This is a genomic window from Nonomuraea mesophila (assembly GCF_004352805.1).
Taxonomy (GTDB): Bacteria; Actinomycetota; Actinomycetes; order Streptosporangiales; family Streptosporangiaceae; genus Nonomuraea; species Nonomuraea longispora.
The window spans coordinates 1-12,101 of sequence record NZ_SMLD01000236.1 but is presented as its reverse complement, the minus strand read 5'-3'; the positions used below and the strand labels follow the sequence as shown (position 1 = coordinate 12,101).

Below are 12,101 nucleotides of genomic sequence, written 5' to 3'. Positions count from 1 at the left end.
GACGAAGCTGGGCTACCGCCCGCACCCACACCCTCGCCCGGGCCCATGCCTTCTTCGGGCGGCCGTTCAGAGCCGCCGGCGCGGGCGGTAGCCCAGCTTCGTCAGCTCCTTGCGGGTGCCGGGGAAGACGTTGCGGTCGATCGGGCTGTTGGAGTACTGGTGGATGGTCCAGTCGCTCCAGGGGCGCGGCACGTCGGGCCGGCCGCGCGGCTTGGCCGGGCTCGCGATCCACAGCGGATATTCGCCGAGGCCCGCGCAGTGCCCGCCGTTGGCGAAGGCGTGGAAGGTGTAGATGAACGGCCGCACGCCGACGTGCCGCTCGACGTGGTGGCACCAGCGGCGCGCGAAGCGGGCCACGCGCTCGGGGCGCGCGCCGTCGTTGGTCTCGAGGTCGAGCGCGACGAGGTCGCCGCGGCGCAGCCCGCCCGCCTTCTCGACGGTACGCAGGAAGTGCCGCGCCTGCTCGGTGGGGTCGCCCTTGGGCCGGGCGAAGTGGTACGCGCCGCAGACCATCCAGCTTTCCCGCATGCCGTTCCAGTTGCGCGCGAACCACTTGTCGACGTAGTCACCACCCTCGGTGGTCTTGGCGAAGGCGAAGGACACGCCGTTTTCGGCGTGGTCGGCCCAGTCGACGGTGCCCTGCCAGTTCGACACATCTATGCCCAGGAGCAAGCGCTTCACCTTGTCGGAGTTTATTGAGATGTCTCCTGATCAGCCCTTCGCCGCGCCGATCAGCAGGTTCAGGGTACGTTCCCGGCCGGAGTACGCCGAGCCCACGAAATCGGTCACCCCGGCCTCCTTGAGCTGGTCGAGCTTGGCCAGCACGGTGTCCTCGTCGCCGACGATCGCCACCTCGCCCGGGCTGTCCACGCCCTCCTTGTCGAGCATCGCACGGTAGGACGGAAGCCGCCCGTACGTCTCGAAGATCTCGTCGGCGCGCGCCACCGCGGCGGCGGGGTCGTCGGTCACGCAGATCGGCAGCGCGCACACGATCCTGGGCGGCTCACGGCCGGCCTCGGCGGCGGCCGCCCTGATGGTGGGCGCGATGTGCTCGGCGACGGTCCTGGGGCCGGTCATCCAGAGCACGGTGCCGTCCGCCACGGTGCCCGCGAGCCTGAGCATGCGAGGGCCGAGCGCGGCGATCAGCACGGGGAACCCGGCGCCCGGGGTGCCGAGCCGGATGTCGGCCTTGAGCGTCTCGCCCTCGTACGCGACGTGCTCGCCCCGGCTCGCCGGGATCAGGATGTCGAGGTACTCCTTCATGTGGCGGCCCGGCCGGTCGAAGCTGTAGCCGTACATGTTCTCGATGACGACCTTGTGCGACAGGCCGACGCCGAGGGCGAGGCGCCCGCCGAGCGCGGCGTTGACGGTCATGGCCTGCTGGGCGAGCGCGGCCGGGTGGCGCGGGTAGGTCGGTACGACGGCGGTGCCGAGTTCGATGCCGGGCACCTGGCTGCCGGCGACGGCGAGGGCGGTGAGGGCGTCGAGGCCGAAGATGTTGGACAGCCAGGCCGAGGTGAAGCCGTCGCGCGCCGCGCCGGCGATCTGGTCGCGCAGGTCGCCGATGGGGTCGTCCACGTTTCGCTCGGACAGGAAGAAGCCGTATCGCATAGGAACAGAACTCCGTTCTGGTGACTGATGCGAATGTATCCCCCCACCCCCCGGCGCGGGGCATCCGCCGTGCCGGACGACGTTTGTAAAGTGGCGAGCATGACGCACGAACGCGCGGGAAAGCCCGCCCGACCAGCCGACCTCGTCGACGTCGCCCGGCTGGTGACGTCCTACTACGCCCTCCACCCCGACCCTGACGAGGTGGAGCAGCGGGTGGCGTTCGGCACCTCGGGGCACCGGGGCTCGGCGTTCGACACGGCGTTCAACGAGGACCACATCGTCGCGACGAGCCAGGCCATCTGCGAATACCGGCGCGCGCAGGGCACGGACGGGCCGTTGTTCCTCGGCATCGACACCCACGCGCTGTCGGAGCCCGCGCGGGTCTCGGCGCTGGAGGTGCTGGGGGCCAACGACGTCGCGGTGCTGATCGACACGCGCGACGGCTACACGCCGACCCCCGCGGTCTCGCACGCCATCCTGCGGCACAACCGGGGGCGCACGTCGGGGCTCGCCGACGGCGTGGTGATCACGCCGTCGCACAACCCGCCGGGCGACGGAGGGTTCAAGTACAACCCGCCGCACGGCGGTCCCGCCGACACCGACGCCACCCGGTGGATCCAGGACCGCGCCAACCGGCTGCTCGCCTCGGGGAGGGAAGGCGTGCGGCGCATCCCCTACTCCAGGGCGCTGGGCGTGGCGCGGCGTTATGACTTCCTCGGGACGTACGTCGACGACCTGCCGTCCGTGCTCGACCTCGACGCGATCAGGGCGGCCGGGGTGCGCATCGGGGCCGACCCGCTGGGCGGGGCGAGCGTGGCCTACTGGGGGGAGATCGCCGAGCGGCACCGCCTCGACCTGACGGTGATCAACCCGCTGGTCGATCCGACGTGGCGGTTCATGACGCTCGACTGGGACGGCAGGATCAGGATGGACTGCTCGTCGCCGTATGCGATGGCGTCGCTGATCGCCAACCGGGACAAGTACGACATCTCCACCGGCAACGACGCCGACGCCGACCGGCACGGCATCGTCACGCCCGACGGCCTCATGAACCCCAACCACTACCTCGCCGTCGCCATCTCCTACCTCTACGCCCACCGCGACGGCTGGCCGGCCGGCGCCGGGGTCGGCAAGACCATGGTCAGCAGCGGCGTCATCGACCGCGTCGCGCACGACCTGGGGCGGCGGCTCTACGAGGTGCCGGTCGGCTTCAAGTGGTTCGTGCCGGGGCTGCTCGACGGGTCGCTCGGGTTCGGCGGCGAGGAGAGCGCGGGGGCGTCGTTCCTGCGGCGCGACGGCTCCGTCTGGTCGACCGACAAGGACGGCCTCATCCTGGCGCTGCTGGCCTCCGAGATCCTCGCCGTCACCGGCCGCTCGCCGAGCGAGCACTACAGGGAACTGGTCGCGCGCTTCGGCGAGCCCGCGTACGCCCGCGTGGACGCTCCCGCGACGCGCGAGGAGAAGGCCGTGCTGGGCAGGCTCTCCGCCGAGCAGGTGACGGCCACGTCGCTGGCGGGCGAGCAGGTCACGGCGGTGCAGACGTCGGCGCCCGGCAACGGCGCGGCGCTCGGCGGGGTGAAGGTGGCGACGGAGAGCGCCTGGTTCGCGGCCCGCCCGTCCGGCACGGAGGACGTCTACAAGATCTACGCCGAGTCCTTCCGCGGGCCCGACCATCTGGCCAAGGTGCAGGAGGAGGCCCGCTCCCTGGTGACCTCGGCCCTCGGCTGAACAGTGGAACGTAGTGCCCCGGGCGCCGTGACTCCTGGGGCCGGAGCTCCCGGCTCAGCCGACGAGCGGCGGCTGGCGCGTCACGATTTCATCGGCGCACTGGGACGGCTGCCGTCAACGAACGCATCACACGTGCCCGGCGACTGACACCGTCTATACCGCCGGTCGCAGACGGCTCAGCGACTGCTGCAAAAGTTTACCGCCGAAATCACCCCTCCGATTGACTACGGCCTCAGGCCACCGTGATTTCATCGTCACGAACGTAGCAGTTCGCAAGCAAGCCAACGTGAACGAACTGGGCCGGTCTGGTCCGACGGCCGACGGCGACGAACCCGTTCAGTGCTAGCGCTCTCGAGGAGCCGGGTTCACGTCGAGGCTTGTCGGCATGCCTGTCGCGCTTGCCTGCCGTATCGCCCGCGGAGCCGTCCAGCCGAGCGAGGAGACGAGCTCACATGAGTCGACCCAGAAACTTCCCCTTTGAACCTGGCCCCTTCGGTGCTCCTCCGCCAGAGCACAGGAGGCGTCAAACGGACGACCCCTTGGGCCGCGTGATCTTCCCCACGACGGACGAGGTGGTACTGGCCGTCCGCTACGACGACGTCCGCGCCATGCTTGGCAGTCCCTCCTTCAGCGTCGAGGCCTTGCAACTCGGGCATGCGGACGCTCCACTGGCGCTCGCCCGTAGCGCACCTCGGCGCATGGTGGGTTCTTTGATGAATACGGATCCACCGGACCATACGCGCTTGCGGCGCATCGTCATCGGGTTGTTCACGCCCGCCCGAATAGAAGAACTTCGTCCTCGCGCACTCCGACTCGCGAACGATCTCATCGACGATATGGCAGCGCCTCCGGCCGACTTCATCGAGGCATTCGCCGCACCTTTTTCCGCCCACCTCCTTCTGGACATTCTCGGTACGCCGGACCACGGCCGCGAAGATGTCATCAGGCACTTCGGCAGCTTCATGTTCACCAGTTCACTCACTCTGGTCGAACGCATGAAGCAGGCCGGCGAGTTCAACAGACATGTGATCGCGTTGCTCATGAAGGCACGGTCGGCCAGATCCGTGCGAGGGCTGGTCGGCACCCTGGCGAACGCGCGCGAGGAGGAAGGCAGACTCACCGAAGAGGAACTGCACGGCTTGATCTACGCGATCGTCACAGTGGGACACGGGACCGCGGTCGCCATGATGGCCAGAGCGGCATGCACGCTCCTGCGCCACCCGGACCAGTTCAGCCTGCTCAGCGACCCCTCCCAGGTGCCGTCCGCCGTGGAAGAACTGCTCCGGCTGGATATTCCAGGTGAGGGCGGACAGCCTCGTGTCGCCACCGAGGACGTCGCGCTGCCTTCCGGCACCATTCCCAAGGGGGCGACGGTCGTCCCGTCCATCGCCTCCGCCAATCGCGACGAGAGTCGCTTTATCGATCCGGACGCATTTGACATTCACCGCTCACCCAATCCACACATGGCCTTCGGTTACGGCCATCACCATTGTCTGGGCGCAAGTCTGGCCAGAATGCAATTGCAGGTCATGGTCCAGCAGTTCGCCGGACGCGTACCGACATTGCGCCTGGCCGTTCCCGCCGAGGAACTCGTCTACGCGAACAACGGCGCCACCAGAGGACTGACCTCGCTCCCTGTCACCTTCGACGCTCCCCGCCCACAATGAGCGGGACAACAGAGAGGAATACACCATGTCAGCGACCACGACCCTCGGCGACTTCTTCGACCGCGAGCTGATCAAGGAGAACTTCGGAGCGTCCCGCTCATTCCTCGATCTGGAGGAGGAGCTCAAGGACACCCGAGAGGCCGACGAGCTGAGAGCCAAAGTGTCCGACGACTCGAAGCCCTTCGGCTACGCCTTCGAACTCGACGGAACCATCGACGTGGACATGATCACGCAGTTCCACTCGATGGAGGACGAGATCACGGGGCACAACTACGACCCCGAGGCCCAGGTCTGGTCGAGCTCACACGACTCCACGCAGATCCGCTCCGCCTTGACGTTCTGCTTCAGGGGAACGTGTGGCTACTTCTGGGGATTCGACAACAACGTCGACGATGGGTGGCAATAGTAATGCCAGACCCGATCGTGCTCGTCCTGACCCAAGAATTCGATGTCACCGCCGACAGTGTGGTCAAAATTCTCAGCGAGCGCGACGTGGCGGTTTTCCGCTACGACACCAGCTACTTCCCGCAGAATTCGACGCTGACCTACAAGTCCACCGACTCCGGCTGGCACTCGACACTTGTGGACACAACGCACGGTCATCGATCACTCCGCCTCGAAGAGGTCACCTCTGTCTGGTATCGCCGGCCGACGCCCTTCACCGCCGACCCTTCCTTGGGGAAGGCTCACCAGGAATTCGCGGTCAAAGAAAGCGCCCATGCCATGGGCGGCGTGTTCACCGCGCTTCCCGCACGATGGATGAATCTTCCGGCCTTCGAGCTGCGGGCGCACTACAAGCCCCTGCAGCTGAAGGTCGCGCGCGAGGTAGGGCTGCGAATCCCCAAGACACTCATCACCAACGACCCGGAAGAGGTCCCCCCTTTTCACCGCGAATGTCGCGGGGCCATCGTCTACAAGGCGCTCAACAGCGGTCTCCTCCATCAGCCCGGCGGCTGGCCACGAGGGCTGCTCACCACTGCCCTGCCCGACATTCCGCCGGACATCCTGCCCCGGGTGCGCTATTCTCCGTGCATTTTCCAGGAGCTGATCGACAAGGCGTACGAACTGCGGATCACCGTCATAGGCAAGAAGATCTTCGCCGTCCGCGTCGACAACAGGAACGACGATGGCGAGCCGCACGTCGACTCCCGGAACTTCCGAGGCACCAGCCGATACACGCAGGTCACGCTCCCCGACGAGATCGAGAAGCGGCTCAGACGGCTGATGGACACCTTCGAGCTCGCCTACGGTGCGATCGACGTCGCGGTCGATCGCACCGGCGAACACTACTTCCTGGAGGTGAACCCCGCCGGCCAGTTCGCCTGGCTCGACGATGAGACACCCGGCCTGAACCTGGCCTCGGCCATGGCCGACTACCTGTCCGGCGTGTCGGATTAGCACTGCGGGCGGCTTGTGCGGAGGAGAGAGGAAGGCAGCGAACGTGCCACATGAACCCTCGCAGGCTGCGGCCACGCCACAGGAAGAAGAAGTCGACGACGCGCAGGGCCATGAAGCACCGGAGAGCGTCGGCGCGATGGAACTCGCACCCCACTCTCTGTGGTACCACGAGGAGGCCCTGCCCCAGACAAGGCTCCGCACGATCGTCAGGCGACTGCCCGCCCTCGTGAGGACGGCCCTCAAGCTGGCGTGGAAGGCCTCCCCCGCCGACACCGCCGCGACCATCGGACTCAATGTGATCGTGGGCCTCCTCGGCGCGGTTGGGCTGCTGGCCACCACAGGTGTCCTTGACGCCCTTCTCACCGGCGGCCCCGCACCGGACAGGCTCCGCGCGGCCATGCCCGCATTGATCGGAGTGGCCGCTGCCCTGACCGCGCGTTCGCTCCTGCAGTCGACTGCCGCGTGGACGCAGTCCAGGCTCAAGCCGAGAGTGGACCGGCTGGCAGAGCGCCGCCTGTTCGAACTCACCACGGCCGTCGCCCTCCGCGCGATGGACGACGCCGACTTCTACGACGCCATGCAACGAGCTCGCAGCCGCGGCGCACGGGGAGCTGCGTTGGTGGTGGACGCAGGCGTCGGGCTGATCACGTCAGCCGCGGGCATCGCCGCGGCAGCGGGCACGCTGGCCGTCCTTCACCCGGTCCTCCTCCCCCTGCTCCTGGTCAGCGTGCTGCCGGCCGGCTGGGCGACAGCCCACTCAGCTCGCATGCAGTACCAGGTCATCTACAAGCTGTCGACCAGCATGCGACGGCAATGGATCCTCTCGGATCTCATGGCCGACCGCCGTCCGGCCCCGGAGATCCGCGCCTTCGGCATGCGGGACTTTCTGCTCGAGCAGTACGACGACGTCGCCCGTCTGTCCGAGAACGCGCACGTCGATCTGGCCCGTCGCCAGGCACTCGCCCGGTTCGCGGGAGAGGCGACGAACGGCGTCGTGGCCGCGTTCGTCTATGCCGCCCTGGGTGTGCTCCTCATGGCAGGAGCCGTTCCACTGGCGATCGTCGGGGGAACGGTCCTGGCCATCCGCATGGGCAGGTCGTCGCTGTCCGCGCTGGTCGGCGCGGCGAACGACGTCTACGACGAAGGCCTCTACTTCTCCGACTACCTGGATTTCTGCAAAGAAGCCGAACACCGTACGTCGCAACACCGCCTCGGCCTGCCGGCACCGGAATTCGCCGGTGTCGAAGTGCACGAGGTTTCCTTCACCTACCCCGGTGCGGAGAGGGCCGCGCTGAGGGACATCTCGCTCAAGATCGGAAAGGGCGAGGTCATAGCCCTGGTCGGCGAGAACGGCTCGGGCAAGACCACGCTGGCGAAGATCATCGCTGGTCTGTACGAACCCGACTCCGGCACCGTCCTATGGGATGGCGCCCCTCTGGCCTTGCTCGACCGCGATGCAGTACGGCAGAAGATCGCGATGATCCCTCAAGATCACACTCCATGGCCGCTCACCGCCCGGCAGAACATCACCGCCGGGGTGGACATCGACGACGATGCAGTCATCGGCGCAGCCGAACTCGCCGGAATCCACCGCACCATCGAGGAACTGCCTGAAGGGTACGACACCCTGCTCGATCCACGGTTCAAGATGGGCCACGAGCTCAGCGGGGGACAGTGGCAACGAGTGGCCGCAGCCCGCGGGTTCTGTCGCCGCGCCCCTCTCCTCCTCTGCGACGAGCCCACCTCCGCCCTCGACCCGCGAGCCGAGCACGCGTTCTTCGACTCCATCCGCCACTTCGCCGAGACCGATCCCGCCGCCCCGCAGGCCATCGTCCTGATCACTCACCGGCTCACCAGCGTCCTCATGGCGGACAGGATCTACGTCTTGGCCGGAGGACGCCTGGCCGAGAGCGGGACGCACCCGGAGCTCATGGATCTCGGCGGCCTCTACGCGTCGCTGTTCAAGCTCCAAGCCGAGGCGTACACACCGTGACGTAACCCTTCGCCCGCGCCGACACCGATGAAAGGTCCTCCTCGCTCATGCCTCGCACGGCTCTGCCCGAGCACCTCGTCTCAGCCCTCACCCGGCCGAACCCCTGCGTGATCAGCACGATCCGCCCGGACGGCGCGCCCGTCTCCGTGGCCACCTGGTATCTGTGGGAGAGCGGCAAGCTCCTGGTCAGCATGGATGCCCAGCGCAAGCGGCTGGATCATCTGCGTGCCGACCCCCGGGTCTCACTGACCGTCCTGGATGCCGACAGCTGGTACCGACACATCAGTCTTCGAGGGCGCATGGTGTCCCTGACAGATGATCAAGGGCTGGAGGACATCGACCGTATCTCACGTCATTACATGGGCGTGCCGTACGGCGACCGCGAGCGACCGCGGGTGAGCGCCCGGGTCGAGATCGACGCCTGGCACGTCTGGAATCTGTCTTGACCCCAGTGGCGCGGCGAACGAGCAGGCCGATCTCCCGTCGGCCACGCTCCTGCGCCCCCGGGCCACGAGCGGGACCCCTATGAAGGGGACCGTTGCAACGGTTGCCCCAACAGTGCATGGTGGCGTCACGAGGATCTCTTCGCCGGAGGCCAGGCCCATGACCCTTGCTCGGTCGCGGCACCAGGGTGAGCCTTGCGCATAAGCCTCGCGCTCCTCGCCCGGCAGTTGTCCGCGCTGGACTCCCGGCTGCTCGACGGCGCGCTCGCGACCGCGCTCGTCGTCGGCAGCTGGGCATGGGAGATTCTCGAGCAGGGTAAGGGGCACCCGCCCACGCCCCTGTCCATGACACTGACCGTGCTGGTGAACGCACCGCTGACATGGCGCAGGCGAGCCCCGTTCACGGTCCTGGTCGTCTCGGTGGGAGCGTCGCTGACGTATCACTTCCTGGGCTACCACATGGGGCTCAACAGCATCGGGCCGCTGGTGGCGCTTTACTCCGTGGCCGCGCATGCCTCCCGGAAGGCCACCGGGGTCGGTGCAGTGCTGGTGATCGCCGAGTGGACCCACAGTTCGGCCAACCAGCCCGGTGTGGCGCTGTGGTCGGCGTTAGGTCAGTCGATCATCGTGGCGGTCTGGTCGGTCAGCACGGGAATCGTCGTGCAACTACTGGTCGAGCGCGGCAGGCAACTTGCCGAGGAACACGACGCCGCTGCTCGAAGGGCGGTCGTCTACGAGCGCGTACGCATAGCCCGCGAGTTACACGACGTCGTCGCCCATCACATGTCAGTCATTTCCGTGCAGGCCGGGCTCGGCCGTTACGTCGCCCTGTCGGACCCCGCCACCGCGCACACCACGCTGGGCGTCATCGCCGACGCCAGCCACGAAGCGCTGGCCGAAGTGCGGCGTCTGCTGTCGATCCTGCGCCCGGAGGCCCCCGACCATGATGACGAAACGCCGTACACGACAATGCCCGGACTGCGCAGCCTGGACGCTCTGGTCGAGCGTATGCGCGCAGCCGGGCTCACCATACGCTTGACCGTCGACGGGGAGCCGAGGACGCTCCCTCCTGGACTGGATCTGTGCGCCTACCGCATCGTTCAGGAGTCACTGACAAATGTCCTCAAACACGCCGGGCCCGCGCACGTGGACATCCGCCTGACGTACGAGCCCGACGCGCTGAACCTGCGTGTTACCGACGACGGCCCGGGGGTGGTACCCGGCGCTCGACCCTGTGGACATGGGTTGATCGGTATGACGGAACGTGTCACCCTCTACGAGGGAATGATCCATGCGGGATCGCCTCCGGGGGGAGGGTTCGACGTACTGGCGACTTTCCCGCTCTTCCCGTCTGAGGAGGGCCGACTGACCTGAGGCAGGGCGATGGTCGACGTCATGGTGGTGGACGATCAAGTGCTGATCCGAGCCGGCCTAGCCTCACTGCTGCGGGCCGCAGGGCTGAACGTGGTGGGCGAGGCCGCCGACGGTGAACAAGCCATACGCATGGCCGCCGAGCTCAGGCCCGAGGTAATCCTCATGGACATCCGCATGCCCGGCATGGACGGCATCACCGCCCTGGAACACATCTTGGCGGCTGAAGGACCGCCGCCTAAGGTACTCATCCTGACCACATTCAACCTGGACGAGTACATCTACAACGCGTTGCGCCTGGGCGCCAGCGGCTTCCTCCTGAAGGACACCCCTCCAGAACGGATCATCTCCGCCATCCACGCCGTCGCCGCGGGCGACGTGCTCCTGGCTCCCAACGTCACCAGGCGTTTGATCGAAGCGTTCATCGTCCCGGCCGCACCCGCCGCGCCGCTCCACGCCCTGACCGTCCGCGAGACCGAGGTGCTGCGCCTGGTGGGGCACGCCCTGTCCAACAAGGAGATTGCCGAACGGCTGTCGGTGAGCGAGGGCACAATCAAGACCCATCTCAACCGCGTGATGGCCAAACTGGGCCTGACCAGCCGGGCCCAGGCGGTCGCGCTGACCTACGACAGCGGCCTGGTCAGACCCACCCGCTGAACCGGCCGAGGTCAGATCACCTCCGCGGCGAGAACCCGGCCACCGCCGCGCCCGGCTTGCGCGAGGCCGCGAACCCGGTGCTGCGCGCCCGCGGCACCGCCCCAAGCGGTCCGACAGATGGCCGTAGATCGGCTGCAGCACGATGACGGTCAGCCCGAACGAGCGGTGGGAGGTGTCAGCACGTGAGCTCGGGGGCGGTGGCGGTGCTCATCCCGGTGCGGCCGATGTCCGCACGGCGGCCGGCGGCGACCCCGTCGCGGTAGCCGGTGCCGCTCGTCCTGGGCACGCTCATCCGGATGTCCGGGTAGCGGGTCGCCACCGCGCGCTCCACCTCGGCTCTGCGGTCGGCCAGCACGACTGCGGTCCCGGTGCCGCAGGACTCGGCCTCGGCGCGGGACTCTGCCTCGCAGAGCAGGCGGTACACCTCGTCGGTGAACCCGAGCAGCCACGACCGCCGGTAGGCCCGCACGGCCGTGACCCCTTCCGGAGGCCGCACCCGCGCGAGCCCCGAGGCCATCTGCAGCAGCAGCGAGGTGGCCAGCAGGTCGGCGCGTTCGAGGTCGGCGGCGAAGCCGAACACGTGCACCCGCTGCCCGCCCTCACCCTCCCCGCGCCCGATGAGCAGGGGCCTGCACCGGACCGCCTGGGCGACCAGGCTGACGAGGCGGGCCTTCTCCCTCGCCCACGGGTTCGGCAGGGAGACGATGCGGTCGCCGGGCGTCTGGCGGGTGCCCGCTGGAGGCAGCGCGTCGATGCCGTGCCTGGCCATGAGCGCCGACGCGGCCTCCATGAACGTCGCCCGCTCGTGCTCGTTGTCGGTGCGTTCGGCCTTGGCCAGGAGTTTCCTGACGCGCTCCAGCGTGCGCTCGCGCAACGGTGCTCCTCCAACGACGCCTCAGGACTTGGTCAGCACCCTCCCGTCGGCCCCGATGGCGGGGAAGGCGCCGGTGTCGACGATGCCGTGCTGGTGGTACAGCGCCTCTATGAGGGCGTGTGCCTGCGGCTCCAGCTTCCACAGGGCACGATACTCGCGCGCCGTGGCCAGCGAGATGCCGATCTCCTGGGCGATGTCGACGGTGCGCGGCACGATGCCCTTGGAGATCTGCCGGTCCCAGTATTCGCGCGCGGCCCGCATCAGGGCGGCCCGCTCGGCGGTGCTGACCACCTGCGGGGTGGCGTCGAGGACCTCGACGTCCTCGTCCTCGTCCTCCACGAGCTCGGCCAGCGCGGGCG

11 protein-coding genes and 1 pseudogene are annotated in these 12,101 nt (G+C 68.0%); 8 read left to right on the top strand and 4 right to left on the bottom strand.

Annotation, left to right across the window (positions count from 1 at the left end):
* Nucleotides 1–66: 66 nt before the first annotated feature.
* The gene (locus E1295_RS44300) at nucleotides 67–681 is read right to left on the bottom strand and encodes a glycoside hydrolase family 25 protein (protein WP_166427716.1); all 615 of its coding nucleotides are present in this window, start codon (nucleotides 679–681) and stop codon (nucleotides 67–69) included.
* A 30-nt stretch (nucleotides 682–711) separates the two neighbouring features.
* Complete coding sequence (locus E1295_RS44295) at nucleotides 712–1,611, bottom strand: TIGR03564 family F420-dependent LLM class oxidoreductase (RefSeq protein WP_132640769.1); 900 nt, start codon at nucleotides 1,609–1,611, stop codon at nucleotides 712–714.
* 99 nt (nucleotides 1,612–1,710) lie between these two features.
* Between E1295_RS44295 and pgm the strand changes: the two genes are divergently transcribed.
* The 8 genes from pgm (at nucleotide 1,711) to E1295_RS44255 (ending at nucleotide 10,868) form a co-directional block, all read left to right on the top strand.
* A complete protein-coding gene (gene pgm / locus E1295_RS44290) occupies nucleotides 1,711–3,339 on the top strand; it encodes a phosphoglucomutase (alpha-D-glucose-1,6-bisphosphate-dependent) (protein WP_132640767.1) in 1,629 nt (542 codons plus the stop codon).
* A 548-nt stretch (nucleotides 3,340–3,887) separates the two neighbouring features.
* Complete coding sequence (locus E1295_RS44285) at nucleotides 3,888–5,006, top strand: cytochrome P450 (protein WP_246081134.1); 1,119 nt, start codon at nucleotides 3,888–3,890, stop codon at nucleotides 5,004–5,006.
* Nucleotides 5,007–5,031: 25 nt separating this feature from the next.
* Nucleotides 5,032–5,412, top strand: a complete 381-nt coding sequence (locus tag E1295_RS44280; RefSeq protein WP_132640763.1) for a hypothetical protein — start codon at nucleotides 5,032–5,034, stop codon at nucleotides 5,410–5,412.
* 2 nt (nucleotides 5,413–5,414) lie between these two features.
* Nucleotides 5,415–6,404, top strand: coding sequence for an MvdC/MvdD family ATP grasp protein (locus E1295_RS44275; RefSeq protein ID WP_132640761.1), 990 nt, complete (start codon nucleotides 5,415–5,417; stop codon nucleotides 6,402–6,404).
* A 13-nt stretch (nucleotides 6,405–6,417) separates the two neighbouring features.
* The gene (locus E1295_RS44270) at nucleotides 6,418–8,397 is read left to right on the top strand and encodes an ABC transporter ATP-binding protein (RefSeq protein WP_246081132.1); all 1,980 of its coding nucleotides are present in this window, start codon (nucleotides 6,418–6,420) and stop codon (nucleotides 8,395–8,397) included.
* Nucleotides 8,398–8,444: 47 nt separating this feature from the next.
* Entirely contained in the window at nucleotides 8,445–8,843 is a 399-nt protein-coding gene (locus tag E1295_RS44265) for a PPOX class F420-dependent oxidoreductase (RefSeq protein WP_132640759.1), read from the top strand.
* A gap of 192 nt (nucleotides 8,844–9,035) precedes the next feature.
* Nucleotides 9,036–10,214, top strand: a complete 1,179-nt coding sequence (locus E1295_RS44260; RefSeq protein ID WP_132640757.1) for a sensor histidine kinase — start codon at nucleotides 9,036–9,038, stop codon at nucleotides 10,212–10,214.
* 9 nt (nucleotides 10,215–10,223) lie between these two features.
* Nucleotides 10,224–10,868 (top strand): response regulator, encoded by a 645-nt coding sequence (locus E1295_RS44255; RefSeq protein WP_132640755.1) that lies wholly within the window; start codon nucleotides 10,224–10,226, stop codon nucleotides 10,866–10,868.
* Nucleotides 10,869–11,043: 175 nt separating this feature from the next.
* On the opposite strand, the gene E1295_RS44250 is transcribed toward E1295_RS44255, so the two are convergent.
* Complete coding sequence (locus tag E1295_RS44250; RefSeq protein WP_132640753.1) at nucleotides 11,044–11,742, bottom strand: DUF2786 domain-containing protein; 699 nt, start codon at nucleotides 11,740–11,742, stop codon at nucleotides 11,044–11,046.
* A 21-nt stretch (nucleotides 11,743–11,763) separates the two neighbouring features.
* Nucleotides 11,764–12,101: pseudogene (locus tag E1295_RS44245) on the bottom strand (hypothetical protein); the annotation flags it as partial.